This is a genomic window from Myxococcus dinghuensis (assembly GCF_024198235.1).
GTDB lineage: Bacteria > Myxococcota > Myxococcia > Myxococcales > Myxococcaceae > Myxococcus > Myxococcus dinghuensis.
The window spans coordinates 61,975-79,608 of sequence record NZ_JAKCFB010000010.1 but is presented as its reverse complement, the minus strand read 5'-3'; the positions used below and the strand labels follow the sequence as shown (position 1 = coordinate 79,608).

Annotated in this window: 17 protein-coding genes; 5 read left to right on the top strand and 12 right to left on the bottom strand. The window is 70.7% G+C overall.

The features are described 5' to 3' along the window. The first annotated feature begins 172 nt into the window (after nt 1-172). Nucleotides 173-5,491, top strand: coding sequence for a trifunctional serine/threonine-protein kinase/ATP-binding protein/sensor histidine kinase (locus LZ198_RS16090; protein WP_256559615.1), 5,319 nt, complete (start codon nt 173-175; stop codon nt 5,489-5,491). A 117-nt stretch (nt 5,492-5,608) separates the two neighbouring features. Here LZ198_RS16090 and clpX read toward each other — a convergent pair whose 3' ends face one another. From clpX to LZ198_RS16075, 3 genes are all read right to left on the bottom strand, one after another. Beyond that, nucleotides 5,609-6,886 (bottom strand): ATP-dependent Clp protease ATP-binding subunit ClpX, encoded by a 1,278-nt coding sequence (gene clpX / locus LZ198_RS16085; RefSeq protein WP_253972850.1) that lies wholly within the window; start codon nt 6,884-6,886, stop codon nt 5,609-5,611. 222 nt (nt 6,887-7,108) lie between these two features. Next, entirely contained in the window at nt 7,109-7,765 is a 657-nt protein-coding gene (locus LZ198_RS16080; RefSeq protein ID WP_253972849.1) for a hypothetical protein, read from the bottom strand. Between the two features lie 27 nt (nt 7,766-7,792). Then, nucleotides 7,793-8,704, bottom strand: coding sequence for an AgmX/PglI C-terminal domain-containing protein (locus LZ198_RS16075; protein ID WP_253972848.1), 912 nt, complete (start codon nt 8,702-8,704; stop codon nt 7,793-7,795). 146 nt (nt 8,705-8,850) lie between these two features. On the opposite strand from LZ198_RS16075, the gene LZ198_RS16070 reads away from it, so the two are divergent. Then, nucleotides 8,851-9,600 carry a tRNA pseudouridine synthase A gene (locus LZ198_RS16070; protein WP_253972847.1) on the top strand — a complete coding sequence of 250 codons (750 nt, stop codon included), beginning with the start codon at nt 8,851-8,853 and terminating at the stop codon, nt 9,598-9,600. A 24-nt stretch (nt 9,601-9,624) separates the two neighbouring features. On the opposite strand, the gene LZ198_RS16065 is transcribed toward LZ198_RS16070, so the two are convergent. From LZ198_RS16065 to LZ198_RS16025, 9 genes are all read right to left on the bottom strand, one after another. Beyond that, the gene (locus tag LZ198_RS16065) at nt 9,625-9,789 is read right to left on the bottom strand and encodes a ribbon-helix-helix domain-containing protein (protein ID WP_015349436.1); all 165 of its coding nucleotides are present in this window, start codon (nt 9,787-9,789) and stop codon (nt 9,625-9,627) included. 59 nt (nt 9,790-9,848) lie between these two features. Then, on the bottom strand, nt 9,849-10,397 hold the full coding sequence (locus LZ198_RS16060) for a hypothetical protein (RefSeq protein ID WP_253972846.1): 549 nt from the start codon (nt 10,395-10,397) through the stop codon (nt 9,849-9,851). Between the two features lie 56 nt (nt 10,398-10,453). Next, nucleotides 10,454-11,347: an ATP-dependent sacrificial sulfur transferase LarE gene (gene larE, locus LZ198_RS16055; RefSeq protein ID WP_253972845.1), complete on the bottom strand. Its 894-nt coding sequence runs from the start codon at nt 11,345-11,347 to the stop codon at nt 10,454-10,456. Between the two features lie 108 nt (nt 11,348-11,455). After that, nucleotides 11,456-12,232 (bottom strand): adenylyl-sulfate kinase, encoded by a 777-nt coding sequence (gene cysC, locus LZ198_RS16050; protein ID WP_253972844.1) that lies wholly within the window; start codon nt 12,230-12,232, stop codon nt 11,456-11,458. 192 nt (nt 12,233-12,424) lie between these two features. Continuing rightward, nucleotides 12,425-12,853, bottom strand: coding sequence for a Mov34/MPN/PAD-1 family protein (locus tag LZ198_RS16045; protein ID WP_253972843.1), 429 nt, complete (start codon nt 12,851-12,853; stop codon nt 12,425-12,427). Continuing rightward, on the bottom strand, nt 12,850-13,491 hold the full coding sequence (locus tag LZ198_RS16040; RefSeq protein ID WP_253972842.1) for a ThiF family adenylyltransferase: 642 nt from the start codon (nt 13,489-13,491) through the stop codon (nt 12,850-12,852). Before LZ198_RS16040 ends, LZ198_RS16045 begins: the two co-directional genes overlap by 4 nt. Before the next feature lie 6 nt (nt 13,492-13,497). Then, nucleotides 13,498-13,770: a MoaD/ThiS family protein gene (locus LZ198_RS16035; protein ID WP_253972841.1), complete on the bottom strand. Its 273-nt coding sequence runs from the start codon at nt 13,768-13,770 to the stop codon at nt 13,498-13,500. Nucleotides 13,771-13,773: 3 nt separating this feature from the next. Next, on the bottom strand, nt 13,774-14,031 hold the full coding sequence (locus LZ198_RS16030) for a sulfurtransferase TusA family protein (RefSeq protein ID WP_253972840.1): 258 nt from the start codon (nt 14,029-14,031) through the stop codon (nt 13,774-13,776). Then, complete coding sequence (locus tag LZ198_RS16025; protein ID WP_253972839.1) at nt 14,021-14,800, bottom strand: HesA/MoeB/ThiF family protein; 780 nt, start codon at nt 14,798-14,800, stop codon at nt 14,021-14,023. Before LZ198_RS16025 ends, LZ198_RS16030 begins: the two co-directional genes overlap by 11 nt. Nucleotides 14,801-14,925: 125 nt before the next feature. Between LZ198_RS16025 and LZ198_RS16020 the strand changes: the two genes are divergently transcribed. The 3 genes from LZ198_RS16020 (at nt 14,926) to LZ198_RS16010 (ending at nt 17,588) form a co-directional block, all read left to right on the top strand. Then, nucleotides 14,926-15,429, top strand: coding sequence for a hypothetical protein (locus LZ198_RS16020; RefSeq protein WP_253972838.1), 504 nt, complete (start codon nt 14,926-14,928; stop codon nt 15,427-15,429). Between the two features lie 96 nt (nt 15,430-15,525). Then, complete coding sequence (locus LZ198_RS16015; RefSeq protein ID WP_253972837.1) at nt 15,526-16,812, top strand: sensor histidine kinase; 1,287 nt, start codon at nt 15,526-15,528, stop codon at nt 16,810-16,812. Further along, nucleotides 16,809-17,588, top strand: coding sequence for a response regulator (locus LZ198_RS16010; protein WP_253972836.1), 780 nt, complete (start codon nt 16,809-16,811; stop codon nt 17,586-17,588). Before LZ198_RS16015 ends, LZ198_RS16010 begins: the two co-directional genes overlap by 4 nt. The last annotated feature ends 46 nt before the right edge of the window (nt 17,589-17,634 follow it).

Sequence of the window (17,634 nt, the reverse complement as noted above, 5' to 3'; positions counted from 1 at the left end):
AGGTCTCATCACCGGAGGGGTTGCATCGCACACCCTGGGCGGCGGCTCCAGCATCACCGAGCAGGCGCCCCCACTGACAGGTAGTCCCGGTGGTGTTGCGAGCCCTCGGTGCCACGGCTAGCCTCCACCGCCTAAAGGGGGGTGCCGCGCCCCTGCGCGCACGGGTTCAGCAATGATTGAAGTTCCTGGGTACCGAAGCGACAGCGCCCTTTCCTCCTCCGGCCCCTTCCCGCTCCTGCGCGCCACGCGCATCCAGGATGGCGCCTCCGTGACCCTCAAGGTCGCGGACACCTCCCGCCCACCGCTGGCTCAGCAACTGCGACACGAGTTCGAGCTCACCCACGCGCTCCAGCTCGACGGCGTCCTGCGTCCGCTCGCCCTCGAGGAGCCACGCCAGGGCGTGCAGGTGCTCGTGCTGGAGGGCTATGGCGAGGCCACCCTCGCCACGCGACTGGGCCAGGGGCGGCTGGACGTCCGCGCCGCGTGCCGCATCGCCGTGTCGCTGGCGCGGGCCCTGGGGCAGTTGCACGCCTCGGGCATCCTCCACCGCAACCTCCAGCCGGCCAGCGTCCTGCTCGGCGCGGAGGGCGCCTCCGTGAAGCTGACGGGCCTCACGCTGGCCACGCGCCGGGCCCGCGCCGAGGTCGCCCCCGTCGCACCGGAGCGGCTGGAGGGCGCGCTCGAATACCTGTCACCGGAGGGCACGGGTCGCACGCACCGCAGCGTGGACTCCCGCAGCGACTTCTACTCGCTCGGGGTGATGCTCTTCGAGATGTTCACGGGGCGGCGCCCCTTCGCGGACGCCGACGCCCTGGGGCTCATCCACGCGCACGTGGCCGTTCCCCCGCCGTCGCCCCGCTCGCTCGAACCGGCGCTGCCAGCACCGCTGTCGGACCTCGTCCTCAAGCTGCTCGCCAAGTCCCCCGAGGACCGCTACCAGAGCGCCTACGGCCTCGTCGCGGACCTCCAGCGCTGCCTCGACACCCTCGACGCGACGGGCACCCTGCCCCCGTTCGAGCTGGGCACGAAGGACGTCCCCGAGCGCTTCACGCTCCCGGACAAGCTCTACGGGCGCGACACGGAACAGCTCGCGCTGCGCGAGGCGTTCGAGCGGGCGGCCACCGGGCGCGCGGGCTTCGTGCTCGTCACCGGCGCCGCGGGCCTGGGCAAGTCCGCCCTCACCGGCTCGCTCAAGCGCCCCGTCGCCCGCCGGCATGGCCTGTTCGTGCGTGGCAAGTACGACCAGCTCCTGCGCGACACGCCCTACAGCGGCATCTTCGAGGCGTTCCGCGAGGTGGCCCGCAGCCTGCTCGGCGAGGAGGACCTGGAGCAGTGGCGCCAGCAGTTGTTGGAAGGCCTCGCGGGGATGGGGCGGCTGGTGGTGGACGCGGTGCCGCGCCTGGGCCTGGTGCTGGGTGAGCAGCCCCCCGTGCCCGAGCTGGGCCCCGCGGAGTCGGAGCTGCGGTTCCAACTGGTGCTGCGCAAGCTGGTCGGCTCGCTCGCCACGCCCGAGCATCCGCTCGTCATGGTGCTCGACGACCTCCAGTGGGCCGACGGCGCCAGCCTCCAGTGGCTGCGCTCGCTGCTGACGGACAAGGGGCTCCAGAACGTCCTCGTCGTCGCCGCCTGCCGCGCGGAGGAGTTGGGGCCGGAGCACCCGGTGGAGGTGCTGACGCAGGCGCTGCGCGAGGCGGGTGCCCCCCTGCAACGCGTCGACCTGTCGCCCCTGCCGCCCGAGGTCCTGAACCGGCTGGTCGCGGACGTGTTCCCTCCCGCCGCCGGACAACCGGACACGCAGCTTGGCGCGACGGTGCTCTCCCTCACGGAGGGCAACCCGTTCTTCGCGGTGCAGTTGCTGCGCGCCTTCTACGAGCGCGGCCTCGTGCGCTTCGACGCGGAAGGAGGCGGCTTCCGCTGGGACGGCGGCGCGCTCCGGGGCCAGGACTTCAGCGACGGCGTGGTGGCGCTGCTCACGGCGCGCATCCGCGAGCTGAGCCCGGGCGCGCAGGCCCTGCTCCCCGTGGCCGCGGCGCTCGGCCACACCTTCTCGCTGCGGGGCCTCGCCCTCGTCCTCGAGCAACCCAACCGCCAGACGGAGCTCGACCTGGACGAGGTGCTCCAGGCGGGCCTCGTGGCGCCCGTGGGCGGCCCGCCCGGGGATGGGGAGCCGGCGGACACGTTCCAGTTCGCGCACGACCGCGTCCAACAGGCCGCGCTCGAGTTGCTGAGCGCCGAGGCGCGGGTGGAGCTGCACGCGCGCATCGGCCGGCTGCTCCTGCGCCACACGCCGCCCGCGCTCCTGGACGAGCAGCTCGCGGACATCGTGAGCCACTTCCACCTGGCCCTGCCCGTGCTGCGGGACGCGGAGGAGCGGCACCGCGTGGCGGAGCTCGACCTGCGCGCGGGCCGGGGCGCCAAGTCGCGCGGCGCGTGGGCCGCGGCGCTGCGGTTGCTGCTCACGGGGCGACAGCTCCTGGGCGACGAGGGGTGGAACCGGGACCGCGTGTTGTCCTTCGACCTGCACGTCGAGGCGGCCGAGGCGGCCTACCTCGCCGCGGACTTCGAGCAGATGGAGCGGCTGGCGACCACGGCCCTCGCGCACGCGGTGGACCGGCTGGAGCAGGTGCGCGTCCACCTGGTCCGCCTCCAGTGCCATTCACACCGGGGCGAACACGAGCGCGCGGTGGACCTGGGCCTCCATGTGCTGGACACGCTGGGCCAGAGCTTCCCGGCGCGGCCCATCCAGCCGCACGTCCTGGCCGCCGTGGCGAAGACGAAGGTGCTGCTCGGCATGCGCAAGCCGGAGGACCTGGAGTCCCTCCCGGAGCTGACGGACCCGCTGCTGCTGGCCACGCTGCGGCTGATGATGAAGCTGGCCGCGGCCGCGTTCATGGCCCGTCCCCTGCTCTTCCCGCTCGTCGTGCTGCGCACCCTCCAACTGTCCATCCGTCACGGCGCGACGGGCACGGCGGCCTTCGGCTACGTGGGCTACGGGCTGATGCTGAGCGTCCACCTGGGAAATCCCGAGGAGGGCTTCCGCTACGGGCGGCTGGCGCTGAAGACGGTGGACCGGTTCCAGGCGGAGAGCCTGCGGGCCATGGTGAACTTCCTCTTCAACCTGTTCATCCGCCACTGGAAGGAGCCGTTGTCCCCCTGCGTGGACGACTTCTTCATGGGCGCGCGCAAGGGACAGGAGACGGGAGACATCGAATACTTCGCCTTCAGCGCGAGCGCGGGCTGCGCGGTGTCGCTCGTCGCGAAGGACGGGCTGTCGGACCAGGGGCCGCGCATCGACCGCCACCTCGACGCGCTCGCCGCGCACCGGCACCCCAACGTCCCGTTCCTCCAGTACACCCGCCACACCCTGGACGCGCTGACCGGCGCGGCGGTGGGAGATCCGGCCACGCGGGAGCGGGAGCTGCTCGCCCTCTATCACCAGCAGGGCTACGCGAACGGCATCGCCACCTGCGAGGTGATGCGCACCATGCGCTGCTGGCTGTGGGGGGATGCCCGAGGCGCCGCGGCGAGCGCGGCCGAGGTGGACGCCCGCGTCGAGCTCATCACCGGGCAGATCTACCTGCCCTGGTACAAGTTCTTCCAGGGCCTGGCCCTCATCGCCCTCCACCCGCGACGCGGGCCGCTGGAGCGACTGCGCGCCTCCCGCGCCATCGATTCGATCCGCAAGCAGATGCGCGGCTGGGCCCACACCGCGCCCATGAACTATGGCGCCCGCGCGGAGCTGCTGGACGCGGAGCGGGCGCGCCTGGACGGCCGGGACGTCGAGGCCGCGGACGGGTATGACCGGGCCATCCGGCTCGCGCGGGAGCATGGGCTGTCGCTCGACGAGGGCGTGGCGTGTGAGCAGGCCGCCCGCTTCCATCTGGGCCATGGGCGCGAGCGCGTGGCCAGGGCCTATCTGGAGGAAGCCCGGGCCGCGTACCTGCGCTGGGGCGCGAAGGCCGTGGCGACGCGCCTGGAGCGCGAGCATCCGCGCCTGCTGACCTCTCGGCCCGAGCCCCTGCGCGTCGAGGAGACGAGCGGAACGCCGTTGGCCGCGCTCGACCTGGAGTCGGTGCTCAAGACGGCCCGCGCCCTGTCGGGCGAAATCGTCCTCGACAAGCTCCTGCGCAAGCTGATGACGCTGCTCATCGAGAACGCGGGGGCGCGGCGCGGCTACCTCATCCTGAAGAAGCACGAGGGCCTCTTCATCGAGGCCGAGGGCTCCGTCGATGGCGCCCACGTGCTGGTGGAGCAGGCCGTGCCGGTGGAGTCCTCCACGGCGCTGCCCGTCTCCATCATCCATTACGTGGTGCGCACGGGAGAGACGGTGCTCCTGGACGACGCCACGGCGGAGGAGCCCTTCTCGGAGGACCCGTACGTGCGCTCGGCGCGGCCGAAGTCCGTGCTGTGCAGTCCGCTGTTGAAGCAGGGCTCGCTGACGGGCGTGCTGTACCTGGAGAACGACGCGACTCGCGGCGCGTTCACCCCCGAGCGGCTGGAGGTCCTCCGACTGTTGTCCTTCCAGGCCGCCATCTCCCTGGAGAACGCGGGGCTGTACGCCAGCCTGGAGGAGTACAGCCACACGCTGGAGCGGCGGGTGGAGGAGCGCACCATCGAGCTGCAGACCAAGAACGTGGAGCTCGCGGACACGCTGACGCGCATCCAGGAGATGCAGCGCCAGTTGGTGGCGCAGGAGAAGCTGGCGTCACTGGGCGCGCTCACCGCGGGCATCGCCCACGAGTTGCAGAACCCGCTCAACTTCGTGAACAACTTCTCGGAGCTCTCCGTGCGGCTGGCCGGCGAGTTGGAGACGTCGCTGCGGGGCGTGTCCGGCAGACTGGAGACGCGGACGGAGGAGGAGGTGTTGGAGGTGCTGGAGGACCTGAAGCAGAACTCCCAGCGCATCCAGTCCCATGGGCGTCGCGCGTCGGACATCATCAAGACGATGTTGCGCCACTCGCGGCGCTCGGAGGGCTCGCGCAGCCGCGCGGACCTGAACGTGCTGATTCGCGACAGCGTCAACCTGGCCGTCCAGGGCCTGCGGGCCCGGGCGGGGGCCTCCACGGTGCAGACGGAGTCGGAGCTGGACCCGGGCGTGGGGACGGTGGAGGTGGTGGCGGGCGACATCAGCCGCCTGCTCATCAACATCCTCGACAACGCCTTCTACGCCACGGTGCAGAAGCAGCGAGGGCTGGGCCCCGACTACGTCCCCCGCATCCAGGTCTCCACGCGCCGCGTGGGCGACCGCGTGGAGCTGCGCGTGCGGGACAACGGTCCGGGCATCCCGGAGGCGATTCGCGACAGGCTCTTCGACCCGTTCTTCACCACCAAGCCCGCGGGCTCCGGCACGGGACTGGGCCTGTCGCTCTGCCACGACATCGTCCAGGAGCACCAGGGCGAGATTCGCGTGGAGAGCACGCTCGGCGAGTCTACCGAGTTCGTCATCACCCTCCCCGCCCCCCGAGGCGCCCGCGTGGGCGCCGTGGCCTGACGCGCCCCTGTCGGCGGTGGACGCCGGACATGCGAAGGCCCCTCGTTCCACCAGGGAAGGAGGGGCCCGCGAGCGGGTCCGGAGCCAGCCCGGACCCCGAGGTGAAGCGACGCGCCGCTAGGCCGTCTTCTTCTCCTTCTCCATGACGAGCTGGGGTGCCTCGTGCCGGGTGATGACGTTCTCGGTGATCTTGCACTCCTTGACGCCCTCGCGGAACGGCACGTCGTACATGATCTCCAGCATCGCGTCCTCGAGGATGGCGCGCAGGCCACGCGCGCCGGAGTGACGGCGCATCGCCTCGCGGGCGATGGCGCGCAGCGCCTCCTTGGTGAAGGTCAGCTTCACCTTCTCCATCTCGAAGAGCTTCTGGTACTGCTTCACCAGGGCGTTCTTCGGCTGGGAGAGGATGATGACCAGGTCCTCTTCCTTCAGGTCGTTGAGCGTGGCGATCATCGGCAGGCGGCCGATGAACTCGGGAATCATCCCGAACTTCATCAGGTCCTCCGGCTCCGTCAGCGCCAACAGCTCGCCCACGCTGCGCTCCTCGCGGTGGGTGATCTTCGCGCCGAAGCCCAGGCCCTTCTCGCCCACGCGGCGCTTGATGACGCCGTCGATGCCGTGGAACGCGCCGCCACAGATGAACAGGATGTTCGTCGTGTCGACCTGCACGTACTCCTGCTGGTTGTACTTCTTGCCACCGCGCGGAGTGACGTTGGCCCGGGTGCCCTCGATGATCTTCAGCAGGGCCTGCTGCACGCCCTCGCCGCCCACGTCGCGCGTGGCGCTGGGCATGTCGCCCTTGCGCGCGATCTTGTCGATCTCGTCGATGTAGACGATGCCGCGCGCCGCCTTCTCCACGTCGTAATCCGCGTTGTGGAGCAGGTTCTGGATGATGTTCTCGACGTCCTCACCCACGTAGCCGGCCTCGGTGAGGCTGGTGGCGTCCGCGATGGTGAACGGCACGTTGAGGAAGCGCGCCAGCGACTGCGCCAGCAGCGTCTTGCCGCTGCCCGTCGGACCGATGAGCAGGATGTTGCTCTTGCTCAGCTCCACCTCCTCGCCCGTGGGGCTCTTCACCCCGGGCCGAGGACGGCTGGTCGGCTTCTTCTGATAGATTCGCTTGTAGTGGTTGTAGACCGCTACAGAGAGGACCTTCTTCGCCTGGTCCTGCCCGATGACGTAGTCGTCGAGGAACGCCTTGATCTCCGCCGGCGTCGGCAGGCTGACCTGGGGCTTGCCCTCCTCGCGCTCGTTCTCGTCCGCGATGATGTCATTGCACAGCTTGATGCACTCATCGCAGATGTAGACCGTGGGACCCGCAATCAGCTTGCGGACCTCGCGCTGCGATTTGCCGCAGAACGAGCAGGACAGGTTGACGTGGTGCTCCTTCTTCACTGCCGCCTCCGAGTTCGCCGACCCCGGTACCCCCGGAGCCACTTCGCCGTCCACCGCTCCCCTACCCAAACGGCCTGCCCACGTCTCGAACAGCCGTCAGGCCCACCTACATGGGGCCCACAACCACTATAGGGCCCTCCTCCTCGGGCAGGAAGCCCGGCGGTGCGGGCCCGTTACGGAGCGTACAGCCTCCACAACGGGTCAGCGTTCAGTAACAGCGAGTCAGGCGTCAGTCACGCCCGAGGCGAGCTCTTCGACATCATCCGCCAGGGCGGCTGCCCGCTCGGCGACGGCGTTCGGTATCTTCCGACACCCCGCCAGCTCGCTCGCGAGCTTCCGGGCCATGGACGCCAGCTTGCGCACCTGGAGGCTGTCGGAGGGAGGCTCCGGCGGCGGCTTGGGGAAGCGCTCCGTGAACTCCTTCTTCAGCTCCGTCGGAGACTTCTCCGGGCTCCAGATGCTGTCACGTAGGGATTTGTATTCAGTGGGCGACAACTGCCCCCGCTCCTCCGCGTCGGCCAGGACCTCGATGACCTCGAAGGCCGGGGCCTTCTCCGGGAACTCCTGCGCCTTGAGCTCCTCCTCGTCCTCGTGCTTGGCGAGGAAGCTGAAGGAGCGCGTGAGCTTGAGGGCGGTCTGCTTCTTGATGTGCAGTTCCTTGAGGCAGTACGCCTCGAAGGTGGGGTAGCCCCACTCCTCGAACTTGGCCTCGTCCCGCACGCTGACGAGCAACTTGCCCAGCTCGGCCCAGGTGGACTTGAAGCGCTTGGCGGCCAGCAGCACGGTGTGGCGGAAGGTCCCCGGGGGGACACTCATCGCCTTCTTCGCGATTTCGGTCTCGGCAACGGATGCGGCGGACATGGCCCCGGTATGAGGCATGGCCGGGAGGTGGGCAAGAAACTGACCCTACCCTCGCTTGCCGATGTTGAAGGCCAGTCCCACCGTCGCCCGCTCGCCTTCGTAGGCGCGGAACGGCCACTTCTGCAGCTCCGACAAGAGACAGTCGTAGAGTGGACCCTTCTTGAACTGGGGGTTGTCCACCCAGAGCTTGCTCACCCGGCCATCGTTGCCGATGACGAACTCCAGCGGAATCTTCGCGGCGAGCCCGGGACTGCGCTCGGCCTCCTCCTTGAAGCAGCGGAACAACGTCGACTTGTTGCCGGCCACCACCTTGTTGATGGCGGACTGGTCGAACTGCTGCCCCATCTCCAGGCCGTCCGGGTCGGTGGCCACGGAGCCCGAGGGACGCGGCGGCTTGCGGTCCTCGGCGCGGGTGGCGACCGCCGTCGGCTTGGTGCCGGGCTTCGGCGCCGTCTCACCCGCGGGCTTGCCGGCCGGGCGCGCGGTGCCGTTGGTGGGGTACTCGAAGAGCTCCTCGTCGTCCTGACGCGCCTGGGCCAGGCGGATGACGGGGGCCTCCATCTCGATGCCCTCGAAGTCCTCCTCGCCGAACCAGCCGTGCACCGCGGCGTTGCGCGCGAGGACGAAGCCGCCCGTGCCGAGCACCAGCACGAGGCCCGCCGCCACGCCGGCGAGGAGCGCCATCCGCTTGCGGTTCTTCTCCTGCTCGACGAGCACCGCCGCGTCCACGCGGGCCCGGGCCTCCTCGAGCGCCACGTGGACCTTGAAGGGCTCCACGTCACGCATCTTGTGGAAGTCCCGCTCCCCCGCGAGCGCGACGAGCGCATCCGGCGTCAGCTCCCCACTCTGGAGCTTCTCGACGATCTGCCGCCCACTCACCGGTCCGAGGACCAGGTCACCATGACGGAAGAGCCAGTGCCCCTCCACGTCCGCCGCGAGTTCTTGTCCAGCCGCCATTTCGCGCGCGAGTATCCCGTGTAACCCCGCGCTCTCGCAACGACGTGCTCCCACCCACCTCCAACAAACGGATTCCTGTCGCACTGTGGATCTGGTACCGCGGCGGAAACTTCCGCGGCTTCCAGCGCCAGGTGGAAGGGCCCACGGTGCAGCAGGCCCTCGAGGAGGCCCTGCGGGCGGAGGGTGTGCCGGCCACGGTGATGCCCGCGGGGCGGACCGACCGGGGCGTCCACGCGCGGATGCAGGTGGTGAGCGTCCGACTGGAGGCGGGAGACTCGCCGGAGTCCCTGGAGGCGCGACTCCCCGCGCGGCTGCCGCCGGGCCTGGGGCTGTGTCGGGTGCGGGCGCCGCGCTCCTTCCATGCCCAGTGGAGCGCGAACGGCAAGGAGTACCGGTACCGGCTGTGGCTCGGCGACGGCCCCGTCCCAGGTGACCTGGCGCCCTACGCGCTGGACGTGGCCCGCGAGCCGGGCCTCGAGTCGACGGGCGTGCGGCCGGAGCGGCTCGTGTCGCTGCTCTCGCAGGCGACGGGGACGCGGGACTTCATCGCCTTCCACGAGAAGTCCAGCCCCCAGAAGCCGCGCACGCTCGCGTCCGCCGCCCTGCACGCGCTGGGCGACGACCTCTACGAAGTGCGGCTGAGTGGGGATGGCTTCGCGCGCTACCAGGTGCGCTACCTCGTGGGCAGCGCGCTCAAGGTGGCCACGGGGCGGCTCCCGGAGGAGCACTGGCGCGCGGCGCTGGAGACGGGGACGGCCATGGAGGGCTTCAAGGCGCCCGCGCACGGCCTGGTGCTCTGGGAGGTCCGCTACCCTCCGGAGCTGGACCCTTTCACCGCCGGGGAGCGCCTCCACCCCCCGGGGCTTCCGCTCGAGCCACCCTTCCACTTCGGGTGACGGGCGGTCGGGCCCGGACGGCCGTCAGTCGACGAGCCGCTCTTCGTACTTCGCCAGCAGATCCGAGATGGCTTCCCGAAGGTACTCGCTCTGGCGGATGCGCGTGGAGCGCGACAGCTCCTTCAGGGCGTCGAGCTTCTCGCGGTTGAGCCGGAAGACCACCGAGGTGAGGCGGGGATTCATGTCCAAGTGCGCGACCTCCTACAGATGCGCACACCATCTCACAGGCTTGATGGATCACAAGATTTCTACCGTGATCCGCCGACCGGGAAGATCCACTGCACCCCGGTGAAGGCCTCGGCGTCGCCGCGCAGTCCGGATCCGAACCCGAGCGTGAACCCGAGCCCCCCGTACACCGCGAGTCGTTCCGAGAAGGTGTGCCGCAGACCCAAACCTACGCGAGGCCCCAGCCACGGCCCAGAAAACGGCCGCACGACGGCGCCGAGGTCGAAGAAGGTCTGCCAGTCCTCCTGGCCGTAGACGCTCCGGAAGCCCCCCACCAGGGAGAGGTCCGGCTCCCGGGCGCTGCCGCGGATCATCACGAAGACCTCGTTGCCGGAGTAGCCCACCGTGAGGCTGGCCCCCACGTCCAGGATGGCGTCGAGTCCCTGGATCACCTCGTCGTCGGAGCGGTTGATCAGCTCCGTATAGGAGGCGCCGGGCCCGAGGATCAGCGAGAAGGCCCGCCGCTCCTGGTAGGGAGTGTCCACGTACTCGGCGGCCCGGGCTGGCGCGGACGCGAGGAGCGCCAGGAGCGGGAGCCCGAACGTCGCTCCCCTACCCCACGTCGACGCCATCGAAGGTTCGCGGGCCATCTCGGGTCGCGGCGCCGGCTCCATGACGTGGCCGCGGATCAGCTCACGACCGGCAGCGCGAAGCCCGTGGCGCCCTGGGTCGCGGGCTTCGTGACGCCCGCGGCCTCGTTCATGCGGCCGGACCGGAAGGGTTCCAGATCCAGCGCCACGAACTTGAACCCCAGCGCCAGGAACGCGGTGTTGATCCGCTGGCGCACGTCCGCCTGGAGGAAGCGCTCGTACTCCTCCGCCGCGACCTCCAGCCGGGCCACCTCGCCGTGGTAGCGCACGCGGAACTGCCGGAAGCCCGCCTTGCGCAGCTCCGACTCCGCCGCGGCGATCTGCAGCAGCCGATCCCGCGTCACCGACGTGCCGTACGGAATCCGCGACGCCAGGCACGCCATCTGCGGCTTGTCCCACGTGGGCAGCCCCAGCGACTGGCTCCACGCGCGGATCTCGTCCTTCGTCAGCCCCGCGGCCGCCAGGGGCGACACCACCGCGTGCTCCCGCGCGGCCTTGTGTCCCGGGCGGTGATCCTTGAAGTCGTCCGCGTTGAAGCCGTCCAGCACCACCGCCATCCCCAGCTCCTGGCGCCGGGCCTCGCACAGGTCGTAAAGCTCCGTCTTGCAGAAGTAGCAGCGGTTGGTGGGGTTGGCCGCGTACTGCGGGTTCGCCAGCTCGTTGCTGCTCACCACCACGTGCCGGGCGCCCAGCCGCGCCGCCAGCGCCCGCGCCTCCTCGGCCTCCTCCGGCGCCACGGACGCCGACAGCGCCGTGAGCGCCAGCGCCCGCTCGCCCAGCTCCTCCACCGCCACCTTCAAGACGAACGTCGAGTCCACGCCGCCGGAGAACGCGACCAGCGCGCTGCCATGGGCCCGCAGCGCCGCGCGCATGGCCTCCAGCTTCGGACGGGACGACTCACACAGGGCCTGGATTCGCTCGGGGCTCAACATGGGGCACTCCTAAAACGGAAGGGCCCCGGATTGCACGCGCATCGCGCGGCAACCTGGAGCCCTCTCCAGCAGTGTAATCATGGACCCCGGAAGGGCCCACCACCCGCCTCAGCGGACCTTGCGCTTCGCGGGCTTCTTGGCCGCCGTCGCCGGCTTCGCCACGCGGGCCGCCCGGGTCGCCGGACGCGCCTTGGCGCCCTTGTCCGTCTTGGCCGCCGCCTTCGCGCCACCGGCCGCCTTGGGCGCCGCCTCCGCGCGCCGCGCCTTGGGCTCGCCCTTCTCCGGCTTCTCACCCTTCTCCGGGAGCGGGTTGGCCTTCATCTTCTTGCCGGTGATGATCTTCAGCTCCTCCGTCGACATGTAGCCGAGGTCGAGCAGCGACTGGAAGATCTTCGCCGCGCCGTCCTCCACCGACTCCACGTCGGAGTGGATCGTCACCTCGGGCGAGGTGGGCGGCTCGTACGGCTCCGTGATGCCGATGAAGTTGGGGATCTCCCCGTTGAGCGCCTTCTTGTAGCGGCCCGAGCTGTCGCGCTCGATGAGCTTCTCGGTGGGGCAGTCGACGTAGACCTCGACGTACCGGCCGATGCTGCGGCGGTTCTCCTCGCGCTTCGCCTTGTACGGGCTCACGCACGGCACCAGCGCCGCCACGCCGTTGCGGGTCAGCACGTTGGCCACGTACCCCAGACGCCCCGCGATGGTATTGCGCTCCTCCTTCGAGTCACCCAGCCCCGCCCAGAGCTCATCCGCGAGGTCGCCCTCGTCGAGGATCTCCACATTGCGGCCGACCTGCCGGAGCCTCGCCGCGATGTAGGCGGCGGTGGTGCTCTTCCCGGTACCGGACATGCCGGTCAGCCAGAGGGTGAATCCAGTGTTGGAGGCCATAAGGGTTTTCAACTCCCTGCGCCCGGAGCGCTTCTTGCACGTCGCGTTGGGACGCCGCAGATCCGAAGATGGCCGTGGTTATAGACGAAAACCCACGCACTTGACAATTCACACACACCTTTCCGCAGGTGGGGGGAACAGGCAGTCAAGTGCCTGCCGTCACTCGGCTTTTTCGTTCTTGAAATGGTCTTTTCAGACCCGTTGCGCCTGAAAATCTCCATCCCGCCACACGTACTCGGACACCCAGGTCACACAGCCCCGGTGTACGGATGCGATGAGGTAGGAAACATCGGGCAGCAACGGCTGCCCGTCTGGCGCAGCTAAGTCACGGTCCACGCCGGAGAAAGTCGCAGGCGCATCTACATGGGAGTGGAAGACGGACACGACCCGTTCTCCCCGCGCCTCCGCCTGGATGCAGAGGGCGAGCCACTCCCCGGGTGAGAAGGCGTAGGCCACGGCCGGGCACGGGGACGCGTTGCGCAGCGGGCACACGCGCCAGTCCCCGGACGGGTTCGACTGGAGGACGACCCCGCACCCCTCCTCCGGGTAGCACGCCTCCAGGTGCCGGACGATGGCCTCGCGCACGGCCTGGGGCCAGCGCCCGTCCGGCCAGGGCGTCACGGCGCGTCCGGCGCCGCCTTCGCGGCGCACCGGGCACATCGCCGCAGGGCCATGTCCTCCAGCACTCCGGGCGCCCTCAGCCAGCAGCCTCCCAGCGAGGGTCCCACCCCCAGCCGCAGCCGCTGGAACACGAGCGCCCCCAGCGCGCCCACCGCCACGCCGAGCGCCCCGTCCGGCGGCGAGTCCAGGTGGCGCACCGTCTCGCCGAAGCACCAGAGGCATCCCTGGGGCCCCCGGTAGACGACGCCCGCGCGGAAGCCATCGCCGCACAGGGCCACCCACGGCGCCTCGCCGCTCCACGCCGTGGGCAGCTCCGCGATCAGCCCCTCGCCTCGCCCGGTGCCGGCGGCGTCCGGGTTCAGGGCCGGCACCTCGCGGGCCAGGGTCGTCGTCACCGGCTGCCCGATGTCCCGGGCCGCCACCAGGAAGCCAGGGGCCCACGGGCCCAGCGTCAACGCGCCCACCGCCGACACGGGTGTACCGCCGCCGGCGAGGTACGCGGCCGCGGTCATCCCCGCCGCCCCCGTCGCGTCCACGCGCGCGCCCCCCGCCAGCAGCGCCTCCTGCCCGCGGCCCCCCACGTCCTTCAGGAGGATCTGCCGCGAATAGCGGAGGATCTGATCTTCTCGCAGGGCCATGGAGCGTCAGCCTCCCGCCATCGCGGGGATCAGGGTGAGCCGATCCGCGTCGCGCACCGGCGTGTCCAGCTCCGCGAGGCCGCGGATGTCCTCGTCGTTGAGGAAGACGTTCACGTACCGCCTCACCGCGCCGCGCTCGTCCAGCAACCGGGTCCCCAGGCCGGGGTAGCGCGCGTCGAGGTCCCGGAGCACCTCGCGCACGGTCGCGCCGGAGGCCTCCACCTCCGCCTGGTTGCGCGTCAGCGCGCGCATCGTCGTGGGGATGCGGATGGTCGCCATGGCTCAGCGTCCCTGCTTGCGAAGCACCAGCCGGTGCGTCCCGTCCGGGCGGGCGTCGAGCGACACGACGACGTGCCCCTCCTCGCTCGCGTTGCGTGGCACGTTCTTCAGCGGCTCCGCGCCCCGGAGGATGACCTCCAGCAGGGCCCCGGCCTCGAGCGCCTCCAGCTTCAGCTTGGTGCGCACGTAGGTCATCGGACAGACCTCGCGGGTGATGTCCAGCGTCGCCCCCACGCCCTCGCCGACGTCCTCAGCGCGCACAGGCCCCTCCCTCTCCCGCGTCCTCGGGGAACGGCGGCACCTGCGTGACGAGGCAGCCGGCGCAGTCCTCCGCCCGCCGCACGCGCGTGAGCCGGCCCGTGAGCGACGACGCGTCGAGCACGTGCAGCGACGCCTCGCCGGGCACGCGCCGGGCGACCCCCGCCAGGAGCTCCAGCGACAGCAGCGCCTGCACCGCGCCCACCAGCCCCGCGAGCGAGCCGAGCACCCCGGCCTGCGCGCACGTGGGCACCGCGTCCGGCGGCGGAGGCGCCTCGTAGAGACACCGCAGACAGGGCCCGCCCGGCTCCACCCGCATGGCCTGGCCCTGCATCCGCAGCACCCCGCCGTAGACGAGCGGGACGCCCGTGAGCACCGCGACGTCCGACAGGAAGAACTTCGTCGCCACGCCGTCCGTCGCGTCGATGACGACGTCGTGCGCGCGGAACAGGCCCTCGACGTTGTCCGCGTCCACGCGCTCGGGCACCACGTCCGTCGTCAGCGCGGGGAAGGCGCGCGCGAGCCCCGCCGCCGCGGACTCCGCCTTGTTGCGCCCCACGTCCCCGGGCCGGTGCCAGAGCTGGCGGGGGAGGTTCGTCACGTCCACCCGGTCCGGGTCCGCCAGCGTCAGGTGGCCGACACCCGCCTGCGCGAGCGCCAGCGACGCGGGACAACCGAGCCCCCCTGCCCCCACGACGAGCACGCGGGCGCGCTCGATGCGGGAAGCCTGGGGAATCCGGGGATGGTGGTGTTCTTCGTCGTGGCCGTGCATCGGATTGCTGCTCCGCGGGGGCGGATGCGAATAACGTGCGGCCCCCGGCGTCGCACCAGGCAACAGTCGGGCGCAGACGCCCTCCCACCGTCCCGCTTCGCGGCGGACCCCACCTGCCAGGACATATGAGAAACCTGACCGGCGTGCTCGTCTTTTCCACCACCCTGCTGCTCGGGGTGGGTTGTCACAAGAACACCGGGGAGTCCTCCGGCCCCGCGGACGCATCGACGCTCGGCGCCGACCCCCAGACGGACGCCACGAAGACGGCCCCCTCCCCGACGGAGTCACCCGCGCCCGCCCCGGACGCCTCGGCCACGCCCCCGGGCTCGGGCAAGGTCACCCCGGATGACGTGGCGAAGACCGGGAGCGGCCAGGACGGCGCCACCGACACGCGCCCGCGCAAGGACAAGGACGCGGGCGTGGACGACGCGACCCTCCAGGGCTGCGTGGACCGCTGGCTGAAGAAGCACCAGTTGGACGCCTACGGACACCCCGAGGGCAGCATGTACGCAGGCGGCACGCCCCTGTTCGACGAGCGCACCGGTGAGTCCAAGGACCGGCTGACCTACGTCTTCGAGCAGCACCCCGAGGCCCGCAAGGTCTGCATGACGCCGCCGCGTCCCCGCTGACGCGCGGGCCCGGAGGCCTCCCCTGCCTGGCTGGAGGGGAGGAAGGCCCACCTCGGGATTCCCGGCCCCCCGGTTGCTCCCGTAAGCTGCGCCCCAATGGATTCGAATCTCGCCCTGGGCGAGGAGACCCCGGCCAGCAGCGACCTCCGCGCCCGCGTGCGCGAGGTCCTCACGCGCCGCAAGTTGACGGACACCGTCTCCGCCGAGCAGGCCGCCGCCTCCTGGGAACAGGACCGGTTCGTGGCCCGCGCCCGCGCGCTGTTCTACGCGCGCATGATGTTCCTCACCCTGGGCCTGCTCATCCTCGCGGTGCCCACGTGGAGCGGATACTTCGGCCTGACGGGCGCCTTCTCGTTCCTCGGCTACTTCACGATGCTGCTCTACAGCGTCGCGAACCTGCTCGTCATCGACCACCCGAAGGCCGGCCGCTGGGTGACGTACACCACGCTGTGCATGGACCTGGTCATCCTGGTCGTGCTCATCGCCAAACCCCAGGTGGGCGGCGGCCTCCAGAGCCCGCTGCTCGCCACGCAGCTGCTGTTCACCACGCTCTTCTCCATCCTCTACCCCAAGCCGCTGGCCATCCTCCCGCCGCTGCTCGCGCTGCCCATCACCACGCGGCTGGACCTGCTGCTCAACCGCTCGGTGACGGCGGTGGAGCTGCTCACGCTGCTCTGGTACCTGGCGCTCAACTTCATCATCGTCTACGTGCTCGTGTACCTGAACGAGCGCGAGGCCGCCGCGCACCGCGAGGTCGTCGCGCTCCAGGGAGACCTCAAGGAGCTGGCCGTGGTGGAGGAGCGCAACCGGCTGGCGCGGGAGATCCACGACGGCCTGGGCGCGTCGCTCTCGTCGATGATCATCCAGGCCGAGTTCATCCTGAACCTGGCGCGCGAGGACGGCCTGCGCTCGGAGATCCGCGAGCTGAAGGCCACGGCGGAGGAGTCCATCGAGGAGCTGCGCCGCTCGCTGCGGATGATGCGCGAGGACTTCGAGCTGTCGCAGGGCCTGGAGGACTACGCCAAGACGTTCAACGACCGCACCGGCCTGCCCGTCCACTTCGAGCGCACCGGCAGCCAGCGCAAGCTGTCCCCGGACGCGCAGCTCGCCCTCTTCCGCATCCTCCAGGAGTGCCTCTCCAACGCGGTGAAGCACGCGGAGGCCAGGAGCGTGCACGTCCGGCTCGACTACACCGATGACCGCGTGCACCTCATCGTCCGCGACGACGGCAAGGGCTTCGACCCGCAGCGCACACCGCGCGGACACTACGGCCTGTTGAACATGCGCGAGCGCGCCATGAAGCTCGGCGGCCAGCTCATCGTCGACGCGTCACCGGGCAATGGCGCCCAGGTGGCCTTCTCCCTTCCCTGCCCCCAGTCATGACCGGAGCCCCCGTGGACGCGCCTCAGCCTCCCACCACTTCCCCCCAGACGCCCATCCGCGTCTTCGTGGTGGAGGACCAGACGAAGATCCTCAAGAACCAGCTCCGCCTCTTCGAGGGCCACCCGGACATCGACATCGTCGGCACCGCGCTGTCGGGCGAGGCCGCGCTCGAGGACGTCCCCCGGCTCCAGCCCGACGTGCTCCTGCTCGACCTGGGCCTGCCGCGCATGAGCGGCATCGACGTCACGCGCGAGGTGAAGGCGCGCTACCCGAAGATGGAGATCCTCATCTTCACCATCTTCGACGAGGAGGACAAAGTGCTGGAGGCCGTGAAGGCGGGCGCCTCCGGCTACATGCTCAAGGGCTCGCCGGTCGACAAGATCATCGAGGCCATCAAGGAGGTCCGCGCGGGCGGCACCGTCATCCAGCCCAACCTCGCCCGCCGCCTGCTGCGCCACTTCCGCGTGGAGCCGGACACCGCGCCCGTGCCCACCGAGCCGTTGGAGGGTGCCTCCGCCGCGTCCCCCCCTCCGGAGGCCGAGCCCGCCGCCCCCGCCGCCTCCGAGGAGCCCCCGCTCAAGCCCCTGTCGGACCGCGAGCGGGAGATCCTCCAGCTCATCGCCAAGGGCGTCTCCAACAGCGAGGCCGCGCGCCTGCTCAGCCTCAGCAAGGCCACCATCCGCACCCACCTCGAGCACATCTACCGGAAGCTCGAGGTGACCAACCGCGTCGAGGCCGTCACCGAGGGAATCCGCAAGGGCCTCATCTCCGTCTAGCGCCCGCCCACCCCGGCCCGGTCGGAGCGGGGTGCTCCGGACGGGC

Bases quoted from the DNA above. Each gene is read 5' to 3' on its own strand.
- LZ198_RS16090 (WP_256559615.1), top strand. From the start codon at position 173: ATGATTGAAGTTCCTGGGTACCGAAGCGACAGCGCCCTTTCCTCCTCC.
- LZ198_RS16080 (WP_253972849.1), bottom strand. From the start codon at position 7,765: ATGCCTCATACCGGGGCCATGTCCGCCGCATCCGTTGCCGAGACCGAA.
- LZ198_RS16075 (WP_253972848.1), bottom strand. From the start codon at position 8,704: ATGGCGGCTGGACAAGAACTCGCGGCGGACGTGGAGGGGCACTGGCTC.
- LZ198_RS16060 (WP_253972846.1), bottom strand. From the start codon at position 10,397: ATGGCGTCGACGTGGGGTAGGGGAGCGACGTTCGGGCTCCCGCTCCTG.
- larE (WP_253972845.1), bottom strand. From the start codon at position 11,347: ATGTTGAGCCCCGAGCGAATCCAGGCCCTGTGTGAGTCGTCCCGTCCG.
- cysC (WP_253972844.1), bottom strand. From the start codon at position 12,232: ATGGCCTCCAACACTGGATTCACCCTCTGGCTGACCGGCATGTCCGGT.
- LZ198_RS16040 (WP_253972842.1), bottom strand. From the start codon at position 13,491: ATGGCCCTGCGAGAAGATCAGATCCTCCGCTATTCGCGGCAGATCCTC.
- LZ198_RS16035 (WP_253972841.1), bottom strand. From the start codon at position 13,770: ATGGCGACCATCCGCATCCCCACGACGATGCGCGCGCTGACGCGCAAC.
- LZ198_RS16025 (WP_253972839.1), bottom strand. From the start codon at position 14,800: ATGCACGGCCACGACGAAGAACACCACCATCCCCGGATTCCCCAGGCT.
- LZ198_RS16020 (WP_253972838.1), top strand. From the start codon at position 14,926: ATGAGAAACCTGACCGGCGTGCTCGTCTTTTCCACCACCCTGCTGCTC.
- LZ198_RS16015 (WP_253972837.1), top strand. From the start codon at position 15,526: ATGGATTCGAATCTCGCCCTGGGCGAGGAGACCCCGGCCAGCAGCGAC.
- LZ198_RS16010 (WP_253972836.1), top strand. From the start codon at position 16,809: ATGACCGGAGCCCCCGTGGACGCGCCTCAGCCTCCCACCACTTCCCCC.